At 60.0% G+C, this 25,220-nt stretch carries 21 protein-coding genes; 6 read left to right on the forward strand and 15 right to left on the reverse strand.

What is annotated here, in order from left to right:
* Positions 1-11: 11 nt before the first annotated feature.
* Entirely contained in the window at positions 12-1,253 is a 1,242-nt protein-coding gene (locus tag I6L34_RS15500; RefSeq protein WP_216954948.1) for a lipopolysaccharide assembly protein LapB, read from the forward strand.
* 511 nt (positions 1,254-1,764) lie between these two features.
* Positions 1,765-2,685: a L,D-transpeptidase family protein gene (locus tag I6L34_RS15505; RefSeq protein WP_216954949.1), complete on the forward strand. Its 921-nt coding sequence runs from the start codon at positions 1,765-1,767 to the stop codon at positions 2,683-2,685.
* 92 nt (positions 2,686-2,777) lie between these two features.
* Here I6L34_RS15505 and sppA read toward each other — a convergent pair whose 3' ends face one another.
* Positions 2,778-4,622 carry a signal peptide peptidase SppA gene (gene sppA / locus I6L34_RS15510; protein ID WP_216954950.1) on the reverse strand — a complete coding sequence of 615 codons (1,845 nt, stop codon included), beginning with the start codon at positions 4,620-4,622 and terminating at the stop codon, positions 2,778-2,780.
* Positions 4,623-4,830: 208 nt separating this feature from the next.
* Between sppA and I6L34_RS15515 the strand changes: the two genes are divergently transcribed.
* Both I6L34_RS15515 and I6L34_RS15520 read left to right on the forward strand, forming a co-directional pair.
* Positions 4,831-6,870, forward strand: coding sequence for an NADPH-dependent 2,4-dienoyl-CoA reductase (locus I6L34_RS15515; RefSeq protein WP_113739071.1), 2,040 nt, complete (start codon positions 4,831-4,833; stop codon positions 6,868-6,870).
* Positions 6,871-6,984: 114 nt separating this feature from the next.
* The gene (locus I6L34_RS15520) at positions 6,985-7,533 is read left to right on the forward strand and encodes an NAD(P)H nitroreductase (protein ID WP_216954951.1); all 549 of its coding nucleotides are present in this window, start codon (positions 6,985-6,987) and stop codon (positions 7,531-7,533) included.
* 381 nt (positions 7,534-7,914) lie between these two features.
* Here I6L34_RS15520 and I6L34_RS15525 read toward each other — a convergent pair whose 3' ends face one another.
* From I6L34_RS15525 to I6L34_RS15540, 4 genes are all read right to left on the reverse strand, one after another.
* Positions 7,915-8,469: a sugar O-acetyltransferase gene (locus I6L34_RS15525; protein ID WP_157161298.1), complete on the reverse strand. Its 555-nt coding sequence runs from the start codon at positions 8,467-8,469 to the stop codon at positions 7,915-7,917.
* A gap of 66 nt (positions 8,470-8,535) precedes the next feature.
* Positions 8,536-9,513: a D-2-hydroxyacid dehydrogenase family protein gene (locus tag I6L34_RS15530; protein ID WP_216954952.1), complete on the reverse strand. Its 978-nt coding sequence runs from the start codon at positions 9,511-9,513 to the stop codon at positions 8,536-8,538.
* Between the two features lie 202 nt (positions 9,514-9,715).
* Complete coding sequence (prmA, locus tag I6L34_RS15535) at positions 9,716-10,594, reverse strand: 50S ribosomal protein L11 methyltransferase (protein ID WP_075115401.1); 879 nt, start codon at positions 10,592-10,594, stop codon at positions 9,716-9,718.
* A gap of 547 nt (positions 10,595-11,141) precedes the next feature.
* Positions 11,142-12,158 (reverse strand): zinc-binding alcohol dehydrogenase family protein, encoded by a 1,017-nt coding sequence (locus tag I6L34_RS15540; protein ID WP_216954953.1) that lies wholly within the window; start codon positions 12,156-12,158, stop codon positions 11,142-11,144.
* 100 nt (positions 12,159-12,258) lie between these two features.
* On the opposite strand from I6L34_RS15540, the gene I6L34_RS15545 reads away from it, so the two are divergent.
* A complete protein-coding gene (locus I6L34_RS15545) occupies positions 12,259-13,131 on the forward strand; it encodes a LysR family transcriptional regulator (protein ID WP_075115403.1) in 873 nt (290 codons plus the stop codon).
* A gap of 1 nt (position 13,132) precedes the next feature.
* On the opposite strand, the gene I6L34_RS15550 is transcribed toward I6L34_RS15545, so the two are convergent.
* The 7 genes from I6L34_RS15550 to acs form a co-directional block, all read right to left on the reverse strand.
* Positions 13,133-14,560 carry a PTS transporter subunit EIIC gene (locus I6L34_RS15550; protein WP_042080616.1) on the reverse strand — a complete coding sequence of 476 codons (1,428 nt, stop codon included), beginning with the start codon at positions 14,558-14,560 and terminating at the stop codon, positions 13,133-13,135.
* Positions 14,561-14,649: 89 nt separating this feature from the next.
* Complete coding sequence (panF, locus tag I6L34_RS15555; protein ID WP_058057281.1) at positions 14,650-16,107, reverse strand: sodium/pantothenate symporter; 1,458 nt, start codon at positions 16,105-16,107, stop codon at positions 14,650-14,652.
* Positions 16,097-16,360 (reverse strand): YhdT family protein, encoded by a 264-nt coding sequence (locus tag I6L34_RS15560; protein ID WP_058057282.1) that lies wholly within the window; start codon positions 16,358-16,360, stop codon positions 16,097-16,099. Before I6L34_RS15560 ends, panF begins: the two co-directional genes overlap by 11 nt.
* A 163-nt stretch (positions 16,361-16,523) precedes the next feature.
* Positions 16,524-17,864 carry an acetyl-CoA carboxylase biotin carboxylase subunit gene (gene accC, locus I6L34_RS15565; RefSeq protein WP_005338910.1) on the reverse strand — a complete coding sequence of 447 codons (1,341 nt, stop codon included), beginning with the start codon at positions 17,862-17,864 and terminating at the stop codon, positions 16,524-16,526.
* A gap of 15 nt (positions 17,865-17,879) precedes the next feature.
* Positions 17,880-18,338, reverse strand: coding sequence for an acetyl-CoA carboxylase biotin carboxyl carrier protein (accB, locus tag I6L34_RS15570; RefSeq protein WP_005338908.1), 459 nt, complete (start codon positions 18,336-18,338; stop codon positions 17,880-17,882).
* Positions 18,339-18,374: 36 nt separating this feature from the next.
* Positions 18,375-18,824, reverse strand: coding sequence for a type II 3-dehydroquinate dehydratase (gene aroQ / locus I6L34_RS15575; RefSeq protein WP_058057284.1), 450 nt, complete (start codon positions 18,822-18,824; stop codon positions 18,375-18,377).
* Between the two features lie 288 nt (positions 18,825-19,112).
* Positions 19,113-21,059: an acetate--CoA ligase gene (acs, locus tag I6L34_RS15580; RefSeq protein WP_058059445.1), complete on the reverse strand. Its 1,947-nt coding sequence runs from the start codon at positions 21,057-21,059 to the stop codon at positions 19,113-19,115.
* A 166-nt stretch (positions 21,060-21,225) separates the two neighbouring features.
* Between acs and I6L34_RS15585 the strand changes: the two genes are divergently transcribed.
* Positions 21,226-21,507 carry a hypothetical protein gene (locus tag I6L34_RS15585; RefSeq protein ID WP_234781322.1) on the forward strand — a complete coding sequence of 94 codons (282 nt, stop codon included), beginning with the start codon at positions 21,226-21,228 and terminating at the stop codon, positions 21,505-21,507.
* Between the two features lie 57 nt (positions 21,508-21,564).
* On the opposite strand, the gene I6L34_RS15590 is transcribed toward I6L34_RS15585, so the two are convergent.
* The 3 genes from I6L34_RS15590 to torD all read right to left on the reverse strand — a co-directional run bounded on the left by I6L34_RS15590 (position 21,565) and on the right by torD (position 25,206).
* On the reverse strand, positions 21,565-23,973 hold the full coding sequence (locus I6L34_RS15590) for an EAL domain-containing protein (protein WP_234781323.1): 2,409 nt from the start codon (positions 23,971-23,973) through the stop codon (positions 21,565-21,567).
* Positions 23,974-24,161: 188 nt separating this feature from the next.
* Positions 24,162-24,530 (reverse strand): hypothetical protein, encoded by a 369-nt coding sequence (locus I6L34_RS15595; RefSeq protein ID WP_042080620.1) that lies wholly within the window; start codon positions 24,528-24,530, stop codon positions 24,162-24,164.
* 7 nt (positions 24,531-24,537) lie between these two features.
* Positions 24,538-25,206 (reverse strand): molecular chaperone TorD, encoded by a 669-nt coding sequence (torD, locus tag I6L34_RS15600; RefSeq protein WP_058057287.1) that lies wholly within the window; start codon positions 25,204-25,206, stop codon positions 24,538-24,540.
* Positions 25,207-25,220 lie beyond the last annotated feature (14 nt).

A 25,220-nucleotide genomic window follows, 5' to 3' on the forward strand; every position in this document is an offset into this window, starting at 1 on the left:
GGAAGGTGGCGATGAACAAGTTACACAAGATGATCCTCGCCCCGGTCGCCATGGCGGTGCTGCTCAGCACCGCCAGTTGGGCCGCCGAGCAGCCGGCCCTGTCGGATCGGGCTTATCGGGCTGTCAACAAGGCGCAGGAGCTGATCACTGACAAGCAATACGGTCTGGCGAATGCCAGATTGCAGGAGGCACTCTCCAGCGCGGGCGAGCGGGTCTACGACAAGGGGGTCATATTGCAGACTCTCGGTTTCGTAGCCGCCCAGCAGGAGAAATACGGTCAGGCGACCAAGTACTTTGCCGATGCCATCGCGACAGGCGGCTTGCCGCCACAGGTGGCCCAGCAGGTGCGCTACAACCTGGCCCAGCTCTATATGGCGGAGGGCAATTACCAGGGCTCGATCAAGACCATGAAGGAGTGGTTTGCCAACCAGGGCAAGGATGACAAGCCCAACTCCCATGCCTATATCACGCTGGCCAACGCCCACGTGCAGCTCAAGCAGTACCGTGACGCGATCCCGGCGGTGGATCAGGCGATCAAGCTGTCGGCAGGTAAAGCGCCGGAGTCCTGGTATCTGCTGAAGATGGGCGCTCACTACGAGCTGAAACAGTACAAACCGGCGACCGAGGTGCTGACCTCTCTGGTCAACATGTTCCCGGAGAAGAAGAAGTACTGGACCCAGTTGTCGGCCATGCATATGCAGGCAGGCAACGATGCCAAGGCGCTGGCGGCGCTGGAGTCGGCCTACAACCTCGGTATGTTGACCGAGGCCGCCGAGCTGCAGCGCCTCGCCAACTACCTCGCCTTCACCGGCATTCCCCATCGCGCCGCACGGGTGATGGAGAAGGGGATGAAGGACGGGGTGATTGAGCAGAACGCCAGCAACTACAAGACTCTGGCCAACTACTGGCATCAGGCCAAGGAGCTGGATCCGGCCATCGACACCCTGGCCAAATCCTACCAGCTGGCCCCGAGCGCCGAATTGCAGCTGAAAATGGCACGCATGATGATCCAGAGCAAACGCTATCAGGATCTGGTGGCGCTGGCCGCCAAACCGGCCGCCAATGCCAATGGTGAACAGCGTGCTGATCTCAAGTTCCTGACCGGGGTCGCCTATTTTGAGCAACAAAAGCCGAAGGAGGCCCTCAACGCCTTCACCCAGGCGGCTCAGAATGGCAACGTCAGTGGTCGGGCATCCCCCTGGATCAGCTTCCTCAAAGAGCAGAGCGGTGCAGGGGAGGCAGCCGTCCAGTAATTCCAATGACAACTACCTGTAGTCCCTTTTATGGTTGCCTGGTGGCTCCATTAACCGCTCTTCGGAGCGGTTTTTTTATAGCTGAAACCGGCACCGGCTGGTGACCGATGCGCGGTTTTATCCCTCTTCATCCCAATAAAGAGCCTACGTCGACATTGGTTTATCTCCCCGGATGCGACAAACGTTTTAGCTAGGGCTGCAACCGTGAAGCAAGGTGGCGCTGCGCTGTGGTTGACTAGGGCTCGGGTGGCTCGCTGAGAAGCGGGCAGTGCCATTCATCTTTCACTCAGCTGCGACTTGCCAGTGTGGCTTTTGCCCTGTTGATAAGCGTCACACCGAAAACGGCTACTTTTAACAAGAAAAGCAACATATGGAAGTTGAAATTTTGGCCGACTCAGGAAAGAATGCGCGCTCGGTTATTGGCGTCGTGGGGCAGGTTGACCCGCCACCGGCAGACCGAGGATGAGACGGCCCCCGGCCCATTTGGTACAGGAAACCACACAGGAATTTTATGAATCCCCTTCGCACTGCCACTTCGGCCCTTTTATGCACTTTTGCGCTGGTCAGCCAGCAGGCTGCCGCTGTCGAGTACCGTCTGCCTGCGGCCAACAGCCGCCTGATCGGTGAAAACCAGGAATACGTGGTGCCTGCGGACAACCGTCCGCTGGAGCAGATCGCTGCTGACTTCCAGCTGGGTCTGACCAACATCATGGAAGCCAACCCGGGCGTTGATCCCTATCTGCCGAAAGCGGGTAGCACCCTGATCATCCCCCACCAGCTGATCCTGCCCAACGCGCCCCGCGAAGGGATCGTCATCAACGTTGCCGAGATGCGTCTCTACTACTACCCAAAAGGGAAGAACGTGGTGGAAGTGCTGCCCATCGGCATCGGTCAGCTGGGGGTAAACACCCCGGAGAACTGGATCACCAAGGTAGAGCGCAAGCGCGCCAACCCGACCTGGACCCCGACCGAGAACATCCGTCGTCGCTATGCTGCCCAGGGCAAGACCCTGCCGGCAGTATGGCCAGCCGGTCCGGATAACCCCATGGGTCTGCACGCCCTTTACATCGGCAACCTCTATGCCATCCACGGCACCAATGCCACCTTCGGTATCGGTCTGCGGGTGAGCAGCGGTTGCGTGCGTCTGCGCGCTGACGACATCAAGTATCTGTTCGACAACGTGCCGGTCGGCACCCGCGTCCAGTTCGTCAACCAGCCGGTCAAGACCACGGTCGAGCCGGATGGCGGTCGCTACATGGAAGTACACGAGCCGCTGTCGCGCACCGAGGAGGAGTTCAACTCCACCACCTCCGTGCCGCTCCCGATGACACCGGCTATCACCCGCTTCATCGCTCACGCCGAGTCTGACTCCAACGTGGTCAAGCAGGTGCTGGAACAGCGTACCGGTATGCCGACTCGCCTCAATCCCTGATTGAGCAAGTTGGCGGTGCCGCGCGCACTGGCTGAATAAAGAAAACGGCGACCAGATGGTCGCCGTTTTTTTATGGGGCATTCGCCGCTTGCTTACTGCACGCAGACCGGGCAGAAGGCGTAGGTGCCTTGCGGATCGTTGAAGCGGGTGAGCGGGTCAAGACTGCGGTTCACTTCCACCAATGCCTTGCCAAATCCTGCTGGCAGCCAGCTTTGCAACTGGGGGGCCAGCACTTGGGCACTGCTGTCAAACAGCTGGCGCAGGAACTTGTCCTTGGTGGACTCCTCCTGCTCGATGGGGGTCACCTGCCACTCCTTGAGGTTGGCCAGTTCGGCTGCTGCCTTGATGGCGTCATCAAGATTGCCGAACTCGTCCACCAGACCCAAGGCCTTGGCATCTTCGCCGGTCCAGACTCGGCCTTCGGCCGCCTTCTCGGCCTCTTCCGGGCTCAGACCACGACCTTTGCTGACCAGACCGATGAAGCGTTGGTAGGTATCTTCCACGCTCAGCTGGATAGCCTGACCGACGTGATCCGGCAGAGCGCGGGTCGGGCCGACGCCAACGTAATCTGTGGTGCCAACCCCGTCGGTATGCACACCGAACTGGGCCAACGCTTTGTCGATGGTGGCGAACATGCCGAATACCCCGATGGAGCCGGTGAGGGTGGTGGGGGAGGCGAAGATCTTGTCCGCATCGGCGGAGATCCAGTAGCCACCGGAGGCGGCATAGCTGCCCATGGAGACCACTACCGGTTTGCCTGCCTGTTTCAGGGCCAGCAGCTCGGCGCGGATCTGCTCGGCGGCGAAGGCGCTGCCGCCCGGGCTGTCGACCCGCAGGACTACGGCTTTAACCTTGTCATCGCGGCGAGCATCGGCCAGCAGATCGGAGAGGCTATCACCGCCGATAGTGCCGGCAGGCTGGACGCCATCCATGATGGCACCGCTGGCGACCACCAGACCCACCTCATCCTTGCCGCTCTGGGGATATTGTTCCGGAATGGCAGCCAGATACTCTTTCAGGCCGACCCCTTTCCAGCCGTGATCGTCCGCTTCACCCACCTCTTTAATGACCGCCTGGGTCATCTCGTCGCGTGTCGCCAGCTGATCCACCAGCCCGTTGTCGAGGGCGTAGTTGGCGGCATTGCCACCGGCCTTGCGCAGCAGCTCGAGAAAGCGATCCTTGCCCGGCGCGACCGCATCGGGTTCGATCTCCCGCTGCTCGGCTACGTCAGCCACATAGGATTGCCACAGCTGATCCAGCCAGCGCTGGTTCGCCTCCTTGCTCTCGGGGGACATCTCGTCGCGGGTATAGGGTTCGACAAAGGATTTGTAGGTGCCGACCTTGAACACATGCGGGGTGATGTTGAGCTTCTCCAGCGCCGACTTGAAGTAGGTCTGGTAGACCCCAAGCCCCTCGATCACCACGGCGCCGCTCTGGTTGAGCAGCACGTGATCGGCGTGGACCGCCAGCAGGTATTGCCCCTGAGTGTAGAAGTCGGCCATGGCGATCACCGGTTTGCCGCTCTCCCGGAAGGAGTCGATGGCGCTCGCCACCTCCTGCAGTTTGGTGAAGTTGGCTCCCTGCAGCCCTTGTGGCTTGATCACCAGCGCCTTGATGCGCTCGTCATCCTTGGCACTCTTGATGGCCCACAGCAGGTCGGAGAGGACGATCTCGCTCGGCTGCTCGTCGCTGGTGTCCATCTGGCGCAGCAACTGGACTGTGGGATCTGTCTGGGAGCGTTGCTCCACCAGCACGCCGTTGAGATTGAGGGTCAGCGCCCCTTCGATGGGCGCCTTGGGTGCCTCTTTCTGGCTGACGCTGAAGACGATGACCAGCACTACGATGAGAAACAGCAGATTGACCAGCATCAGCCGGGTGAAATTGAGCAGGCGCCACAGGCTGCGGAACAACCAACCCAGACCTTTGAAAATAGACATAGTCGCGTTATCGCCCTGTTAATGGGTAGAGAAGAGCCATTATTAACCAGTTGCGGGCGAAATTGCCATTTCCGACTGGCGGATCCCGCCTATCTTCGTTCAGGGCACGGCTGTTCGCTGAAAAATTGTCCAAACATTTGTTTGAAAAAGAATTTTCGATTCTTTACTCTAGCCTCAGTTTGATAACAAAAAATTAACTGGAGGCATCGTGAGCCGCTATCCGACCCTGCTGACCCCGCTCGACCTTGGTTTTACCCAGCTGCGCAACCGCGTCTTGATGGGCTCCATGCATACCGGCCTCGAAGAGGAGAAGGGCGGTTTTGACAAGCTGGCCGCCTTTTATGCCGAGCGCGCCCGTGGTGGTGTTGGCCTTATCGTCACCGGCGGCATTGCCCCCAACTTGCGCGGTCGGCTGGTACCTCACGGCTCCCAGCTGAGCTTCCCCTGGCAGGTGAGCAAGCACAAGAAGGTGACCAGCGCCGTGCATCAGGAGGGGGGCAAGATAGCGCTGCAGATCCTCCATGCCGGTCGTTACGCCTATCATCCCTTCAGTCTGGCCCCGAGCGCCCTCAAAGCCCCCATCTCCCCGTTCAAGCCACGCGCCATGAGCGAGCGACAGATCCGCGGCACCATTCGCGACTTCGCTGCTACAGCAGCGCTGGCCAAGGCGGCCGGTTATGACGGGGTTGAGGTGATGGGGTCGGAAGGCTATCTCATCAACCAGTTCATCTGCGAGCGCACCAACAAACGCACCGATGGCTGGGGCGGCAGCAGCGAAAACCGGATGCGCTTTCCGGTGGAGATTGTCCGCGCCATTCGCGAGCGGGTCGGCACCGACTTCATCATTATCTTCCGCCTCTCCATGCTGGATCTGGTGGAGCAGGGCTCGACCCTGGAAGAGGTGATCGCCCTTGGCAAAGCGCTGGAAGCGGTGGGGGTGACCCTGATCAACACCGGTATCGGTTGGCACGAAGCGCGTATTCCCACCATCGCCACCAGCGTGCCGCGCGGCGCCTTCAGCTGGGTGACCGCCGAGCTGAAAAAGCATCTCAAGGTGCCGCTTATCACTACCAACCGTATCAACACCCCCGAGGTGGCCGAGCGGATTCTGGCGGGGGGCGAGGCGGATATGGTCTCCATGGCGCGCCCCTTCCTGGCGGATCCCGAGTTTGTCATCAAGGCGGCCGAGAACCGTGCGGACGAGATCAACACCTGCATCGCCTGCAATCAGGCTTGCCTCGACCATGTGTTCAAGCAGAAGCGAGCCTCCTGTCTGGTCAATCCTCGCGCCTGTTTCGAGACCGAGCTTACCTTTGGCCGCGTGCCCCAGCCCAAGAAGCTGGCGGTAGTGGGGGCGGGCCCGGCTGGCCTGGCGTTCGCCTGTTACGCTGCCGAGCGCGGTCATCAGGTGAGCCTGTTCGATCAGGCCAGCGAAATCGGCGGCCAGTTCAACTTCGCCAAGCAGATCCCGGGCAAGGAGGAGTTTCACGAGACTCTGCGTTATTTTGCCAAACGGCTGGAGAAGTGCGGCGTCGAGCTCTATCTCGGCCAGCGCCAGAGTGCCGAGAGTCTGCTCGGCGGCGGTTTTGACGAGGTGATCCTCGCTACCGGTATTCGTCCGCGCACCCCCAATATTCCGGGCATCGAACATCCCAAGGTGATGAGTTATCTCGACGTATTGCGGGATCACAAACCGGTCGGCCAGAAGGTGGCGGTGATCGGTGCCGGCGGCATCGGTTTCGATGTGGCCGAATTCCTTGTGGAGAAAAGGGTCGAGAAGAAGGTGGAGACGGATGCCGATGGGCACCGTGATCACTGGCTCAAGGAGTGGGGCATCGACAAACAGCTTGGCGAGCGCGGTGGCCTCACGGCTCCTGAAATCGACGCCCCCGAGCGCCAGATCTGGCTGCTCCAGCGCAAGGAGAGCAAGGTGGGTGACGGCCTTGGCAAAACCACTGGCTGGATCCACCGTACCGTGCTCAAGAACCGCAAGGTGCAGATGCTCTCCGGGGTGCAATATCTGGGGATCGATGACGAGGGCTTGCACATTCAGGTGGGTGAGACCAAGCAGTGTCTGCCGGTGGATCAGGTGATCGTCTGCGCCGGGCAGGAGCCCCTTAAAGAACTGCAGGCCGGGTTGCAGGCGGCAGGCAAACCGGTGCATATCATCGGCGGAGCCGACGTGGCTGCCGAGCTGGATGCCAAGCGCGCCATCAGGCAAGGGGCCGAGCTGGCTGCGATCATCTAGCCAGCTGTGCCATCCTGCCCTTTATAGTGCGATAAACCCCTGAGCCTCAGGGGTTTTCTTCATTCGGTGCTGTGCTAAGGTAGCGCCATCATTGCCCCAGAGAAGGAATTGCCCATGGATGCCCTCACCCTGTTGCTCAATCGCCACTCCTGTGGCCGTCTCGCCGATCCCGCCCCGAGCGGTGAGGTGCTCGACAATATCCTCAAGGCGGGTCTGCGCGCGCCGGATCACGGTACCCTGACCCCCTGGCAGTTCATTCTGTTTGAAGGGGAGGGGCGTGAGCGGCTGGGCAAGCTGCTGGCCGAGGTGGCCCGTGCCCGTGGCGAAGATGAAGAGAGCATCAAGAAGTGCAGCGAAGCCCCACTGCGGGCGCCCTTGGTCGTCGCCGTGGCAACCCGTTATCAGGATCACCCCAAGGTGCCGAAACTGGAGCAGGAGCTCTCTGCCGGTTGTGCCCTGATGGCGATGCAGATGGCAGCGCAGGCACAGGGCTTCAACGGTATCTGGCGCTCCGGCTGGTTTATCTTCGATGCGCAGATCAACAAGGGACTGGGATTGGCGGCGGAAGATCAGCTGGTGGGTTTCCTCTACCTCGGCACCCCCATGCTGGAAGCGCGTAAACTGCGCGAACTGCCGCTCGATGAGTTTGTCCGCCGTTTCTGACTTTTCGGCCACGTTGCGGTTGAGAGAAGCAAAGCCTCGAGAAATCGGGGCTTTTCTGTTTAACCGTGAATAGTAACCAGAGAAATTGGGGAAAATAAATGGGTCAAAGAGGCTTCGCGCGCCATAGCAGGTAATTATTTAAATAGTGCGATGTACCTCGCAATCCTGTTGTATTTCACTATGTAAAACGTTTGCGCATTCGCTAATATCTTCCTGCCAGTTTAGAAGGGCACTCCTTCTAATTTTTCTGCGATGAGAGTCGCAATTCCGTAGCACCTTTTAACAGCCCAACGTCTTCGTGACATTGGGCTTTATTTTTTATGGGGTGTCAGGGTTGTTGTGAGTTGATGGCGGCATCAAGATGCAGCCAGGTTGGCAGCCTTATACCCTGTTTTTGGCGGGCAGGATCCGGGCCGGATTGCCCGCTACTCTGACCCCGGGCGGTACATCTCTGGTAACGACAGCACCGGCTCCGACGATCGCCTCCCGCCCTATGGTGACGCCGGGCAGCAAGATGGCGCCGCCCCCAATCCAGACCTTGTCTTCAATGGTGACCGGCAGCGCCGTCTCCGCTCCCTGAATCCGTTCATCGGCCTCCAGCGCATGGGCTGCGGTATAGATCTGCACGTTTGGCCCAATCATCACATGGGCGCCGATGCGGATGGGGGCATTGTCCAGCAGGGTGGCCCCCATATTGATGTAGGAGTTCTTGCCAAGCTGGATGTGGCGGCCATAGGTGCAGTAGAGGGGCGGGCAGATAAAGGCATTCTCTGCCAGTTCGCCAATCAGCTCCGCCAGTAGTGCCCGCTGCTCAGCCTCCTCTTCCGCCTGATTGAAACGACGATAGCGCCGTACCGCCTCCCGGCGCAACTGGGCCAGCTCGGGTGTCATGCAGTTGTAAGGTTGGCTGCAAATCATCTTCTGGTATTCGCTCATGAAGGTTGCTTTCCTTTATCTGCCAGGGATTTGGATATTGGCGCCAATACGGCAGAAGTAACGTGATCATCCACCCGATACGGGCAGAACCTGGTTGGCAGGTCTGCCTTCGGCAAAGGCCAGCACATTCTCGAACGCCACGCGAAAGTAGAGTTCGTAGCTGTTTTGCTCCACATAGCCGAGATGAGGTGTCGCCAATACGTTGGGCAGGCGCAGCAGGGGCTCGTTTTGTAGCGTTGCCGGCTCGATGTCAAATACATCGAGCGCGGCCCGTTTTCCAGGATGGGTACTTAGCTCTGCATAGAGGGCTCCCGGCTCGATAAGCTCGGCACGGCTGGTATTGACCAGCAGAGAGTCAACTTTCATGCGGGCCAGATCTGCGCGGGTAACAGCGCCGCGGGTTGTCTCGCTCAGGCGTAGATGCAGCGTGAGGATATCGGCTTGACTGAAGAGCGCCTCCTTGCTGGAGGCGCAGGCATAGCCATCCAGCTCGGCCTGCCTGCGCGAAGCCTCACTGCCCCATATCAGTATCGACATGCCAAATGCCTTGCCATAGCGGGCGATCCGCTGGCCTATCTTGCCGTAGCCCCAGATGCCGAGCGTCAGCCCATGAAGCGTGCGTCCCAAACCGAGGTCACCAGATTGCTGCCATTGGCCTTGGCTTAACGCCTGGCTGTAAGCAGGAATATGGCGGGAGGCTGCCATGATGAGCGCCCAGCAGAGCTCGGCGGGGGCAATAGGGCTGCCGATCCCTTCTGCCACGGCAACGCCGTACCGCTGGCACAGTGCCGGGTCGATATGCTGGCTGACTTTGCCGGTCTGGCTGATGAGTTTAAGGGTGGGAAGCTGTATCAGAAGCTGTTCGTCGATGCGGGTACGCTCGCGGGTCAGCACCAGTGCTTCCATTCCTTCCAGCAGGGCGGCAAGGCGCGTTGTATCGGGTTCGCTCTGGTTGAGGATGGTGACGTCATGACCCGCCAGCAGGGCAAAGCAGGGGAGGTGGCGCACCTGATCCTGATGGTCATCCAGAATGGCAATCCGCATAAGAAATCCTTCTCGGTTGCGTTGGCTCGGACCGCTATCTTACCGGAATAAAAGGTGTCTGTTGTTTTCGAACGAACACTATCAGAAGGGAGGGCGATCAAGCCCATGTCCAAGGACTGGGATGAGCCCGACAGGCCAAAACAATCAGGGCCCCCGAACGGGAGCCCTGATGGCATGAGGTTGGCGTCTATGTTGCCCGCACTTAGCCGTGCTTGCGGCCGGAGAGGCGGCACCACTCCTCCTTGACGGCGGTCGGGTCCATCTCGAACCACTGGCCGTAGATAGTTTCCAGCTCCGGGGCCTGGCTCTCCAGCACGCCGGAGAGGGCCATCAGGCTGCCCGGCTTGCCGTGACCGGCGATCAGCGGTGCCAGTTCGCGCAGCGGGCCGGCCAGGATGTTGGCAACCACCACGTCCGCTTCGACATCTTGCGGCTGGTCGGCGGGCAGATAGAGCTCAATATGGTCGGCGACGCCGTTGCGCGCGGCGTTATCGCGGCTGGCCTGAATGGCTTGCGGGTCGATGTCGATGCCGATAACGCGGGCGGCACCCAGTTTCAGGGCGGCGATGCCGAGAATGCCGGAGCCGCAACCAAAGTCGACCACGGTTTTACCGGTCAGATCCAGCCCGTCCAGCCACTGCAGGCAGAGGGCGGTGGTGGGGTGGGTACCGGTACCGAAGGCCAGACCCGGATCCAGCATCACGTTGACTGCATCGGGGTTCGGCACATCGCGCCAGCTCGGGCAGATCCAGAGGCGTTCGCCAAACTGCATGGGGTGGAAGTGATCCATCCACTCGCGCACCCAATCCTTGTCTTCCAGCTGCTCGACCTTGTAGCCGACGTTTTCGCCGAAGATCTGCTGGAAGAAGGCGATGGTGGGGGTCGGATCGGTTTCGGCATCGAACAGACCCATTACCTCGGTCTCGCCCCAGAGCGGGGTTTCACCTGGCATGGGTTCATAGACGGGCACATCCTTGGCATCCATAAAGGTCACCGCCTGGGCACCACGCCCCAGCAGCATGTTGCTCACCTTGTCTGCGGTCTTGGCAGTGGCGTTGATTCGAATTTGTATCCAGGGCATGGCGTCGACTCTTCATAAATGTGAAACCGCGCGATTCTATCATCATGGGCGTGTGCTGTCGTGGTTTGCCCGTACGGAGCGGGCGATGGCGGTGTCATGAGGAGGCTTTGCCGAATTGGCACGGTTTCTGTATTGCTCTGTAGCGGCGAAGATGACCGGTTTTCGCCGAACGCTTTGCTCAAGTTCCGTCATTTTTCACTGCCACCGTCAGGTGGCATTTTTTATCTGCACTTGTTTGCTTGGTAAACAGTCTGCCAGATAAAAAAAGAGCAAGGTCGGCACCTTGCTCAAGGATGGGCTGACGCCGTTTTGGCGCATTCATGCTGCTGTTGGCACGCCAGATGCAAAGACTAATATGTCCTGCATAAGGATATGTGTGTGATTGTTACCCCAATGTTCAGGTATTCAGGCCATTTCTCGCGAAATGGCCTCTTTTTTGGCTGATTGTCGGACGTTGGCCTGCCACAGGCTGTCATGAGTGTCGTTGGTTGTGCCCGTTTGGGGCATCTCCTTGGTGAACTTATCCCATCATGGTGCGTTGGAGGGCTTAGTTGGCAAAGCCGCTCATGTCGATCACCAGCTTGCCTACCATGCGGCCTGCTTCCACCTCGGCATGGGCCTGAGCCAGCGTGACCGGGGTCAGTGAGGGGATGGTTCTGGTCAGGGTGGTCTGCAATACCCCTTCATCGACCAGTGCCGCCACCCGGCCGAGCAAGCGGTGCTGCTCGATCATGTCCGGCGTCTGGAACAGGGAGCGGGTGAACATGAACTCCTGGCTGAAGGTGACGCTCTTGCTCTTGAGCAGGGAGAGATCCCACGGCTCGCTCGATTCTGCGATGGTGCAGATATGGCCAAACGGACGGATCAGCCCGGCCATGGTGGCCCAGTGTTCGGCGGTGGCGTTGGTGCAGAAGATGGCATCGACCTGGGTGATGCCAAGGGCGGTCAGCTCCTCCTGCAACTTGTGGTGGTTTACGACCTGATGGGCGCCCATCTCGAGGCACCACTCGCGGCTCTCGGGGCGGGAGGCTGTCGCAATCACCTCCATGTCGGTGAGCTGGCGGGCCAGCTGGATGGCGATGGAGCCCACGCCACCGGCGCCGCCGATGATCAGCAGTTTGCCACGGCTTTCGCGGGTAAGAGCGAAGCGCTCGAACAGGGTCTCCCAGGCGGTGATGGCGGTCAGCGGCAGGGCGGCGGCCTCCACATCGCTCAAGGTGGTGGGGGCGATAGCGGCGATGCGCTCATCCACCAGTTGCAAGGCGCTGTTGCTGCCGGGGCGGCTGATATCGCCGGCATACCAGACCCGGTCGCCCGCCTTGAACAGGGTGACTTCGCTGCCGATGGCGATCACTTCCCCCACCGCATCCCAGCCCAGCACCCGGGGCGACCTTTCAATTTTGGCCTTGGGGGAGCGCACCTTGGTATCCACCGGATTGACGGAGGTGGCGGTGACCCGCACCAGCAGATCCCGCGGGCCCGGAACCGGATCGGGCAGGTTGGCGGCGATAAAGCAGTCGGGGTGGTCGCTTGGCAGATAGTGAGTCAGGGCAATGGCTTTCATGGTTTTTCCTTTCAAATCGCTGTGTTCGGGATTGCCACTCACTCTAGTCTGGTTGATTATCAAGATTAAGATGGGTAATCGGTAAAGACTGTTTGAATATATGAACAATGTCGATCTGGAGTTGATGGGGCTGTTTGCCACCGTGGTGGAGCAGGGAAGCTTTACCCGAGCCGCCGAGCTGCTTGGTATGCCCAAGTCATCGGTGAGCCAGAAGATCTCGCGGCTCGAATCCCAGCTCGGGGTGCGGCTGTTGCAGCGTACCACTCGCAGGTTGAGCCTGACCCCGCAGGGGGAGCTCTATGTGGAGCACTGTCAGGGACTGCTGGCTCTGGCCCGCAGCGCCAATTTGGCGATGGCACGGCTGCGCTCGGCCCCGGCGGGGCGGGTGCGGATCACTGCCCCCGAGGCGACCGGTACTCTATTGCTTGGCCGGATCCTCGCCGAGTTTCGCGCCCTCTATCCCGAGGTGGTGCTGGAGCTGACTCTGAGCGATGAACAGCTCGATCTGGTGGGGGAAGGTTATGATTTGGCGCTGCGGGCGGCGCCGCTGAAAGACTCCAGCCTCATCTGTCGGCGTATCGGTCAGGTGGCGCGCCATCTGGTGGCGGCGCCCGCCTATCTGGCGGCCCACGGCATGCCGCAACAGCTGAGCGAGCTGGGCCGCTATGCCTGTCTGGTGCACTCGGCCATGCCGGTGTGGCCATTGCTGGAGGGGGGCTGGCGGCCGCAGGGGGCCTGTGTCAGCAACAGCTTGCTGGCGCTGCGGGAGATGGCGCTTCATGACGGGGGGATTGCCCTGTTGCCCCACCATGTCTGTGAAGGGGATTTGGCGGCGGGGCGATTGCAGAAGGTGTTGCCGGATCAGCCCATTCCGGCCAACCCGTTCTACCTAATCTATCCGAGTCGGGAGCATCTGGCCCCCGCTCTGCGCACCCTGATGGATTTCGTGGCCGAGCGGTTGCCGTTTGCCTGAGTTACCAGCTGCTCTGGCTGGCCGACTCCTGATTAGGTTTGAGGCCGAGCGGGACCGACTGGCGCTCCGCCAGCATGCGGATCTGCCCTTCAATCAGGCTGGCGCTGGGACCCAGCACCAGCACCAGCTGGTGGTCGTTGAGCTGGATCCAGGAGAGGCAGCCCAGGCCCAGCAGGCGAGATTCATCCACCAGTGAAATATCGCGCACCCGCAGGCTGAGGCGGGTGATACAGACACTCATCGCCACCAGATTGTCCATCCCGCCCAGCACCTTGAGGTACTGGATCGCCAGCATCTGCGGGTCTGAGGGGGCAACGCTGGCAAGGCGCGGATGCTCCACCGCGATGGGCTTGCTCGGCATGCTGAGGGGGGCACGCTCCAGCAGTTGGTAAAAGAGCAGGGTGTAGGCGACGAAAAACAGGATACCGACCGGGATTAGCCAGAAGCTGTGCTCCCCTGCCTGATAGCTCAGCACCAGATCCAGCAGACCGGCGGAGAAGTAACTGCCCACCTTGATCCCCAGCCCGCTACAGACCGCCAGTGACAGTCCGGTCAGCAGGGCGTGGGCGAGAAACAGCCAGGGGGCGGTAAAGGCGAACAGAAATTCGATAGGTTCGGTGATACCCACCAGTGCCGAGGTGAGTGCCAGGGTGAGCAGCAGCCCGCCCTGCGGCAGCCGCTGCATCCGCTGGCGGTGCAGCCAGATGGCAAAACAGGCGCCCGGCAGGCCGAACATGATGATGGGGTAAAGACCGGCCACATACCCTTCATGAAGGGGTTGGGCGGTGGCCAGCGCCTGCAGGTTGCTCTCGCCAAGGCCGATGACGCTACCCAATACCTGATGCAGCCCGAGCGGGATCAGCAAGCGGTTGAGGGTGCCGTAGCAGAAGGCGCCAAACGGCGTGGTAAGCAGCTCGGAGGTGAGCAGGGTCAGCCCGCGCTCCAGCGGTGGCCACAGCAGCGAGAGGGGGATGGCGATCAGCAGGCAGGCCAAGGCCGACACCAGCAGGCTGGGAAACTCTCCCCTGGCGATCTGCAGCCAGCGGGGCAGTGTTTGCTGGTGAACCCAGGGATAGATAATGGCGGTGGTGAGTCCCGCCAGCAGGCCGCAGATCATGTCGGCGTGCAGGTTGGGGGCCAGCGTATTGAAGGCGGTGCTGAGCAGCAGGAAGTTGACCGCTCCCGCCAGCGTCTGCCCGCCCAGCTCCTGCCGACTCAGGCCAAAGGCGATCGCCACCGCATAGATAAGCGGCATCTGGCTGAAAATCGCCTGACCGGTGAGGGAGAGCACCGCCAAATCGAGCACGTCGGGTTGACCAAGCCGGTATATCAGCGCCGCCATCGGCAGGATGGAGACGGGCAGCAGCAGGGCATAACCGAGCCGCTGCAGGGCTTGAGTAACGACTTGTCGAGTGGCTTTAACGGGCATACAGCGGCTACGTTCTGTGACTTGGCGCACAGTTTAACCGGAAAACACCTATTTGGGGATAGTTTTGGAACCCCTAATTTATATTTTTATTATTTCTGCCCGAAAAGCTCGCGCACTTCCCGCGAGGGCGGTGCCGTCAGCAGGCTGACCGTGATAAAGACCACCAGTGCCAGCGTGAGGCTTGGCACGATGGCGTGCAGGCCAGCCAGCTTGATCCCCCACTGACTGAGTACCCCATAGCAGACGATGCCGCTGACCATGCTGGCCAGCGCGCCCGGGCCGTTGGCCCGTGACCAGTAGAGACCGAGCACCAGCGGCCAGAGGAACACCGCCTGCAGACCGCCAAAGGCGAGCAGGTTGAGCCAGATGATCATCTCGGGCGGTTGCAGCGCCGCCAGCAGTACCAGGGTGCCCAAGATCAGGGTGCAGAGCAGGGAGAGGCGCGGAATGCGCACTTCCAGCTTCTCCTGCTTTGGACTCAGATAGTTGAGATAGAGATCCTTCACCAGAGTGGCGGAAGCCTGGATCAGCTGGGAGTCGATGGTGGACATGATGGCCGCCATCGGCGCCGCCAGAAAGACCCCGGCCAGCCAGGGGGGCAGCACTTCCATCATCAGAGAGGGCATGATCTTGTCCGGGCTGTCCATGCCGGGCAGGATGGCGCGGCCGAGGGCGCCCGCCAGATGCATGCCAAACATCAGCAGTGCGCTGACCACGGTGCCGATCAGAATGCCGCGATGGAGCGCCTTGCTGTCGCGATAGCCAAAGCAGCGCAATGCCGAGTGGGGCAGCCCCACCACCCCGACACAGACCAGGATCCAGAAGCTCAGCATAAAGGGCTGGGTCAACATGTCGCCGGCCCCCTGCGGGCTCACCAGCTTGGGGTCGATCTCCCTGAGCTGGTGGATGAGGTTCGGCAGGCCGTCACCGGCAATTAAAATCCCCGCCAGCAAGGCGCCGGTGCCGATCAGCATGATGATCCCCTGCAGGGCATCGGTCATCACCACCGCGCGAAAGCCGCCGATGATGGTGTAGAGCAGTACGCAGCTGGCAAACAGCATCAAGCCCTGCTGGTAGGAGAGGCCGGTGGCGGTCTCCAGCAGGCGGGCGCCGCCGATGAATTGCACCACCATGGTCGCGATAAAGGCGAGGATGATAGTAACGGAGCCGAGGATCACCACCGCCTTGCTCTGGTAGCGGGCCCACAGCATATCGTTGATGGTCACCGCATTGACACGGCGGGCGATGATGGCGAACTTCTTGCCAAGCACCCCCAGAGTGAGCCAGACGGTGGGCAGCTGGATCATCGCCAGCAACACCCAGCCCAGACCGATCTTGTAGGCCGCACCCGGCCCGCCGATAAAGGAGGAGGCCGAGGTGTAGGTGGCCACTAGCGTCATCGCCAGCACCAGCCCGCCCATGCTGCGGTTGCCGATGAAGTACTCCTGCACGAAGTTGCCTTCTGCGCGATGGCGGCTGGCCCAGAAACCCACCCCCAGCACCAGTACCAGATAGATGACGAGCGGCAGCATCAGCTCAAGATTCATGGGATGACTCCTTGCCGGAAGGGGTGTGGGTATCGAGGGGGATCTCCACAAACAGCCGGTTCACCATCAGGGCGCAGAGCAGAATGAACAGCAGCGGCATCACCATGCAACTGAGCAGGAACCACAGCGGCAGCCCCCACAACTCCAGCTGGAGCGGGATAAAATAGGCGGTGCCATACCAGGCAAAGAAGTAGAACAGGGTCAGCAGCAGGCAGAAAGCTGCTTCCCGGCGGGCGAGAGCAAAACGGTTCACCTTGGCCTCCGACAAATTTGAGGGGCGCAAGGATAACAAAAAAGGGCCATGTCGCCATGGCCCTTTTTCAGCAGAGGCCCCTTACGGAGCCAACTTCCGGCTGGATTGCAGATAAACAGCTGGCTGCTATCCGGCCAGAAGTGATTGTTCTGCCTGCGAGATCTTACAGACCCAACTTCTTGTGCAGATAGTGGATATTGGTGCCACCGTGCTGGAAGTTTTCGTCTTTCATGATCTCTTTTTGCAACGGTACGTTGGTCTTGATCCCTTCTACCACCAGCTCGTCCAGCGCATGGCGCATGCGGGCGATGGCAATGTCACGATTCTCGCCGTAGCAGATCAGCTTGCCGATCATTGAATCGTAGTGGGGCGGTACCTTGTAACCGGCATAGATGTGGGAGTCCCAACGCACGCCCAGACCACCCGGCGCGTGGAAGCGCTGCACCAGACCCGGAGAGGGCATGAAGGTGGCCGGATCTTCGGCGTTGATCCGGCACTCGATGGCATGGCCACGGATGCGGATATCCTGCTGGGTGATTGACAGGGGCTGGCCGGCGGCGATGCGCAGTTGCTCCTTGATCAGATCGATACCGGTGACCATCTCGGTGACCGGATGCTCAACCTGAATACGGGTGTTCATTTCGATGAAATAGAACTCGCCGTTCTCGTACAGGAACTCGAAAGTACCCGCACCGCGGTAGCCGATCTCGATACAGGCACGCACACAGCGCTCACCGATGAACTTGCGCATTTCGGCGGTGATGCCCGGTGCCGGCGCCTCTTCCACCACTTTCTGGTGGCGACGCTGCATGGAGCAGTCACGCTCGCCCAGATAGAGGGCGTTGCCCTGGCCGTCTGCCAACACCTGAATTTCGATGTGGCGCGGGTTTTCCAGGTACTTCTCCATGTAGACCATGTCGTTCTTGAAGAACTGGCCTGCTTCGGATTTGGTCAGGGCGATGGCGCCCGCCAGTTCCGCTTCATTGCGCACCACACGCATACCGCGACCACCACCGCCACCGGCGGCCTTGATGATCACCGGATAGCCGATGCGCTTGGCAATGGCGGCGTTGTGCTTGGCGTCGTTGTCGACGGGGCCGTCAGAGCCCGGTACACACGGTACGCCCGCTTTCTTCATCGCTTCGATGGCGGAGACCTTGTCACCCATCAGGCGAATGGTCTCGGCGCGCGGGCCGATGAAGATGAAGCCGGATTTTTCGACCACTTCGGCGAAATCGGCGTTCTCGGAGAGGAAGCCGTAACCCGGGTGGATGGCCACGGCACCGGTTACCTCGGCAGCGGCGATGATGGCCGGGACGTTGAGGTAGGATTCAGTACTGGCCGGTCTGCCGATACAGATGGATTCGTCGGCCAGCAGCACATGTTTGAGCTCCCGGTCGGCGGTGGAGTGAACGGCCACTGTCTTGATCCCGAGCTCTTTACAGGCGCGCAGGATCCGCAGGGCAATTTCACCGCGGTTGGCGATGACTACTTTGTCCAACATGGGTGGCGATTTCCCTTATTCGATGATGAACAGCGGCTCGTCAAATTCGACGGCCTGACCATTTTCAACCAGGATCGCTTTGATCACACCGGCCTTGTCAGACTCGATTTGGTTCATCATTTTCATGGCTTCGACGATGCACAGGGTGTCGCCGACATTGACTTGCTGACCCACTTCCGCGAACGGCTTGGCATCCGGGCTGGAGGAGCGGTAGAAGGAGCCAACCATCGGGGAGCGCATCAGGTGACCGCTCGGGGCGGCATCTGCGGCCGGTGCGGCGGCAACTGGGGCGGCAGCGGCAGGTGCGGCAACCGGAGCGGCTTGCTGCATCATCATCTGCGGCATGGCGGTGGTCACCTGACCGGAGAAGTTGCGGCTGATGCGAACGGACTCTTCACCTTCGGAGATCTCCAGTTCGGCGATGCCGGACTCTTCAACCAGTTCAATCAGCTTCTTGATTTTGCGGATATCCATTAGCATTCTCTTTCTTCTTTATCTGATCAGTGATTATCAAGCCGCGCGCAGATGGTGCACGGCCGCGGTTAAAGCGAATTGGTAGCCATCGGCCCCCAGACCACAAATGACCCCTTTGGCGACATCAGACAGATAGGAGTGATGACGGAACGGCTCCCTGGCATGGACATTTGACAGGTGAACCTCGATAAAAGGGATGGCTACACCCAGCAGCGCATCGCGAATGGCGACGCTGGTGTGGGTGAAGGCGGCTGGATTGATGATGATAAAATCCACCTGGCCCATGGCCTGATGGATGCAGCTGACCAACTCATGTTCGGCGTTGGATTGCAGATGTTCCAGAGTGACACCGAGTTCGCTGGCGTTAAGCTTCAGATCGGCGACGATCTCATCAAGCGTCTTGCTGCCGTAGATACCCGGTTCCCGTTTGCCCAGCAGATTCAGGTTTGGTCCGTTGAGCAGGAGAATTCGGTGATTTTGCGACATATTGAGTACATCCTCGATGATAATGCTGCTATCTATCAGCTATCTTGTGGACTACCAGAAATCTAGCCATTTTCTGCGCAAATCGGTGTGCCCTGGCACACAGATTTCGCAATTATATTGATTTCGTGAAAATTAGCAGCATTTTACTGGTCTAATCTCTACATCTGGCTATTTATTGCACGCTTCGGCCTGAGATACTTCGTCGCTGCCACCTTGCTGTTTGCTGGCGGATGAGAAACGACAAAGCCGGCACAGGGCCGGCTTTATTGAGCAACAAACGAAGCGGGATCAGGCAGCTTCCGACTTCTCGCGAATGAGTTTGTCTACTACGCCCGGATCCGCGAGGGTGGAGATATCCCCCAAGCTGTCGGTTTCGCCGGTGGCGATCTTGCGCAAGATGCGGCGCATGATCTTGCCGGAACGGGTCTTCGGCAACCCCTCCGCCCAGTGAATGACATCCGGCGTGGCGATGGCACCGATCTCCTTGCGCACCCACTCCTTCACCTCTTTGTGCAGCTCACGGCTCGGCTCTTCCCCGGAGATCAGGGTGACATAGGCATAGATACCCTGACCCTTGATCTCGTGAGGAACCCCCACCACCGCGGCTTCAGCGATCTTGGGATGGGCCACCAGTGCCGATTCAATTTCGGCGGTACCCATGCGGTGGCCGGAGACGTTCAGTACATCATCCACCCGACCTGTGATCCAGTAGTAGCCGTCCTCGTCGCGACGGGCACCGTCGCCAGTGAAGTAGCGGCCCGGGAAGGTGGAGAAGTAGGTCTGCTCGAACCGCTCGTGATCGCCGAACACGGTGCGCATCTGGCCCGGCCAGGAGTCAGTGATCACCAGGTTGCCCTCGGTGGCTCCCTCCAGCGGCTCGCCCATGTTGTCCACCAGCGCCGGTTGCACCCCGAAGAAGGGGCGGGTAGCCGAGCCCGGTTTCAGGTCGGTGACGCCGGGCAGCGGCGTAATCAGGATGCCGCCGGTCTCGGTCTGCCACCAGGTATCGACGATGGGGCAGCGCTCATCGCCAATGGTGCGGTAGTACCACTCCCAGGCTTCCGGGTTGATGGGTTCACCCACCGAGCCCATGATGCGCAGGCTCTGGCGCGAGGTGCCGGTGACCGCTTCGTTGCCTTTGGCCATCAGGGCGCGGATGGCGGTGGGGGCGGTATAGAGGATGGTGACCTGGTGCTTGTCCACCACTTGACTCATGCGGTTGGTGGCCGGGTAGTTGGGCACCCCTTCGAACATGATGGTAGTGGCACCGTTGGCAAGCGGCCCGTAGACCAGATAGGAGTGACCGGTGACCCAGCCCACATCGGCGGTACACCAGTAGATATCCTCTTCGTGGTAGTCGAACACATATTTGAAGGTGAGGGTGGCGTAGACCAGATAGCCGCCGGTGGTGTGCAGCACCCCCTTGGGTTTGCCGGTGGAGCCGGAGGTATAGAGGATAAAGAGCGGATCTTCGGCGTTCATCGCCTCGGGCGGGCAGTCGCTGCTGACGGTGGCGGTCGCTTCGTGCCACCAGATGTCGCGGTGGTTGTGCCAGGCGACATTGCCACCGGTGCGCTTGAGCACGATCACCTTGTTGACCTGGGTTTCCGGGTTGGTGAGCGCTTCATCCACATTCTTCTTGAGCGGCACCGGACGGCCACCACGCAGCCCCTCGTCGGCGGTGATCACGATGCGCGAGCCCGAGTCGATGATGCGACCGGCCAGCGCTTCCGGCGAGAAGCCGCCGAAGACGATGCTGTGTACCGCGCCGATGCGGGTACAGGCCAGCATGGCGATGGCGGCTTCGGGCACCATGGGCATATAGAGGCAGACCACGTCGCCGCGGTGAACCCCTTGTGCTTTCAAGACGTTGGCGAACTTGCACACTTCGCTGTGCAGCTCGCGGTAAGTGAGTTTGCGATCTTCGGCCGGGTTGTCCCCTTCCCAGATGATGGCGACCTTGTCGCCACGTTCGGCGAGATGACGATCTAGACAGTTGGCCGAGACGTTGAGCTGGCCATCTTCAAACCATTTGATGGAGACATGGCCCGGATCGTAGGAGGTGTTCTTGACCTTGCTATAGGGTTTCATCCAGTCGAGAATTTTTCCCTGCTCTCCCCAGAAGGTATCGGGATCCTCGACGGAGGCCTGATACATGGCGGCGTAGTCGCCCTTGTCCAGCAGTGCATTGCTGCTGATGTGGGGTTTGACCGGGTAGACCTTGCTCTCGCTCATCTGTCACTCCTTTGAATAGATTTTTTAATGGTTTCTTAACAACTTATACCTTTGGTGGCGGGGGGCAATTAGACTTTTGGATAGGCGGCAACAGTTGGTTACAGGACAAAGAGTGACAATTAATCGGCAAGTGGGTAAAAGGGGGCGTGTCGATTAATTGGAGGTCATGATGTTTTCTTTGTTGCTCTGTGCATCCCTCTGGCAGTTTGATGCGCCAGTGCCCGCTGGCGAACCCCCGAAAGAGTTTGCGCTCACCCATCAGGAGGCCTCACCTGCGCTGCGGGATCGGGTGGCCGATCAGCTTGGTCATGCATGGCAGGCCAAAGAGCCTGGTACCAGACTTACCTTCAGCGAGCCAGCCCCCCGTTATGCTGGCGAATCACCGTTGACGCGTATGCTCAATGATCGTGATGATGGTTGGGAATCCCGCTTGCAGATTGAGTGGTAATCCGGTCGGCAGCCAGGAGGCGGATGCCTCCCGGCTGGTGATGATGATTGCCTGCCGCTATGAGACGTAGCGTTGATGCAGGCGATCTCCCATATGTTCTACATGCAGTGGTTTGCTGAACAGATAGCCCTGTCCTTCGCCGCAGTTGAGTGACTGCAAGAAGGCGTGTTGTGCCTTGGTTTCAATCCCTTCGGCGGTGACCTCCATATCCAGACTGTCGGCCAGATTGATGATGGTGCGGCAGAGCTCCCGACTGTTCTTGTCTTCCGGTAATGCCTGCACAAACGCCCGGTCTATCTTGATGCGATCGATCGGCAGGGTCTTGAGCAGACTCAGTGACGAGAAGCCGGTGCCAAAGTCATCGATGGCAATCTGAACGCCGAGATTTTTCAGGCGGGTAAAGAGATCCAGACTCTGTTCGACCCGCTGGATGATGCTCTCCGTCACCTCTATCTCCAGCCGTTCTGGCGGAAATCCGGTCTCGGCCAGAATAGCGGCGACCCGTTCAACGTAGCCCGGGGAGCGCATCTCCCGCACCGACACATTGACCGACAAGCGAGGCACCGGCAGTCCGGCGGCCAGCCAGTTTTGTCCCTGCTCGCAGGCGTTGCGCATCACCCACTCCCCAATTTTCTCTATCAGGCCGCACTCCTCTGCCACCGGAATAAAACGGGTCGGCGCTATCATTCCCTCATTGGGATGCTGCCAGCGCAGCAGGGCCTCCAGTCCACTCAGGTGGCCGTTGGCCAGATTGGTCATGGGTTGATAGAAGATGCAGAGCTGTTCGAGCTCCAGGGCCTTGAGCAGACCCTGCTCAATCTGCATTCGCTCGCGGGCTCGAGCCGCCATGCAGGGGGTATAGAACTGGAATCCGTTGCGCCCCTGACTTTTCGCCTCGTACATGGCGCTGTCGGCGGCACTGACCAGGGTTTCCGGGCTGTCAGCATGATCCGGATAGATGGCGATACCGATACTTGCCGAGATTGCCACCAGCTCATGGGCCAGCTCAACCGGTTCACGCAACACGGTCAGCAGGGTATTGGCAAGGGCTGCCAGCTCGTCAGGCTCCTCCAGATAGGGGATCAGCACCAGAAACTCGTCTCCCCCGAGGCGGGTCGCCAAATCGTTGTGCTGCAGGCAGCCGCGGATCCGCTCTGCCAGCCGCTTGAGCAGCTCATCGCCGACCCCGTGGCCCAGGCTGTCGTTGATCAGCTTGAAGCCATCCAGATCGATAAAGAGCAGCCCCAACCGTTTGCGATTGAGCTGCGCGGTTTTCAGCTCAAGGGCCAGCCGCTCCTGCAACAGATGGCGATTGCCCAGCTCGGTCAGGGGATCGTGATAGGCAAGGTGATTCAGCTCGGCCTCCACCTTGCGAATGGCGCTGATGTCGGAGAGGGCGATCACATAGTGAGTGGTGTTGTTGAAGTTGTCATAGACAGCGCTGATCTGCTGCCAGGAGGAGAAGTAGCTGCCATCCTTGCGCAGACAAACCATCTCGCCATGCCAGGCGTTGTTGCCGGGGCGCAGGTGATACCAGGGATAGTCGAGGTCGGTGTAGCGCCTGGGATGCATGATGATATCCGGGGTGCGGCCTATCACCTCCTCGGCATTGTATTGGGTCAGCATGGTGAAGGCCGGGTTGACCGACAGAATATGGTGCTCGCTGTCGAGGATGATGATCCCCTCGGCAGTGGTATCGAATACCACGTTGGCCTGATGGAGTCGCTCCTCCTGACGGCGGCGGGCGGTGGCATTGTGAATGACTCCCATGACCCGGTGGCCGACCGACTCGGTGGCGGGGACATGGTCGGCATGAATATCGACCCAGTGGCGCTCGTTGAGCGCGGTGAGGTAGCTCAGGGTGAGATGGATGGGGTCATGACTTTGCAGGGCGGCCTTGAGCTGGCTGCCAGATTCCGGTTCAAAACAGTCGACGAACGCTTGCAGCCCGCCGTGGAACTGGTTGGCCTCGATGCCCAGCAGCGGCTCAATCTGGCCGTCGAACAGCAGTCTGTCTTCCGCAACGTGCCACTCCCACACCCCGATTTGGGCCGCTCGCATTGCCAGTTGCAGCCGTTGTTCGGTTTCGTACTGCTCGGTGATGTCCCGCACGATGGCGAGGATGCCGTTCAGCTCCCCTTTCTCATCCCGCATCGGGCTGTAGGTGGCCTGAAAGCGGCGGGAGCTGCTGTCATACGCCGCGGTTTGGCCCGTGATGGCGATATCCACGTAGGGCAGGCCGCTGCGCATGATCTGCTGAAACATGGGCTCCAGGGTCGGGGCCAGCTTGGGAACCACCTCTCTGAGGTGCTTGCCCTGATGCTCCTCGATGCTTTTGCCATTGATGTCGGCCAGCACCTGATTGACTTTACGGTAGCGAAATTCGCAGTCAAAGACGCCGATGCCCAGAGGGGCATTATCCATCAGCTGTTCCAGGACGGTGTGATCTGACAGCTGGGTCAACATTGCCTCGGTGTCGGCGTTGAAAAGCTTCCCATCCATGATGACCTCGGCATTGATTATTTTGTCACTTGCATCAGTTGTCAGTATGGCACGAACTGTTTGCCAGGGAGTCAAGCGGAGTTATCTGGTTGTTTTGACGGCAAGAATAGGTAGAAAAACCTGATAAAAAGGATGTAAAAAGGGGCGAGTGGTTATCCCTTCTGGCGACCAAACGCCTGAATACCGCGCACAAATACCAGCCAGCCGAGCAGATGGAAGGGGAGGGCGAGCAGATAGAGCAGCAGGAAGTGCGACTCGCTGCCACTGCTGTTGATGAAGTCGATCCAGGCGGCCAGCAGCGCCAGCATGCCGGCAATCTGGAAGCGGCGGCGCAACACCACCTCGACGCCGAGATTGGCAAGGTAGAGGGTGAGCAGGATGCCGGCAAAGCCGGTGAGCTGGGCGGTGCCGTAGAGCTCGCGATCAGGGTTGAACAGCAGCGCGATCAGGGGAGTAATGCCCTGATCCAGCGGGATCAGGGCCAGCAGCCAGCATGCAATCAGAAGCAGGGCTGTCTTCATCGCGGGCTCAGTCGGCGGACGGTGCCGGTTTGACCAGAGAGAGGTAGTTGGCATCCATCTTGAGGAAGACCCCCAGCAGACGGGCACTGGCGCCGTAAAAGCCAAACCGGTCGGCGGCGCGACAAGCGCTTTCGAACTTGTCGAACCACCCCAGCAGATGCCCGTGCAGCAGCGCTTCCTGCTCGTCGAGCCAGCGTTCCCGCTCGGCTGCGCTCTTGGCTTCCGCCGCGCGGATGATGAGATTGCCCATCAGATCCAGCTCGATAGCCAGATGGTCGGCAGGCTCTTTGTATTTATCGCTGACATTGATGCCGAGGCGATCGAGGCGGGCCTGCATCTCGGCCATCGGGGCCTGCATCAGCAACTTGGCCTCGCCACGGTAGAGCGATTCGTAGGGCAGGGCGCCCTGCTTGGGATCCACCAGAAACAGACCGGCGAAGTCGGCGGCGAGTTCGAGCTGGCGATCCGGGCGCACCAGCAGGCGGGCGATGGCGTCGTTGAGTTCGGCCACGGCTTCGCGCATCGGATCCAGGGTGGAGAGGCTTTTCAGGAAGCTTCGCACATCATAGGTGTCATATTCGGCGATCTGCTCATCACTGAGTTCGGCGGCGAACAGGGTGGAGAACCACCAGTAGAGTTCGGCCCGGCGTTCGCTGGTAGCCATAAATTCCTGCATTTTTCCTCCGTGGA

Origin of the sequence: Aeromonas sp. FDAARGOS 1404 (assembly GCF_019047085.1) — a bacterium.
Taxonomy (GTDB): domain Bacteria; phylum Pseudomonadota; class Gammaproteobacteria; order Enterobacterales; family Aeromonadaceae; genus Aeromonas; species Aeromonas veronii.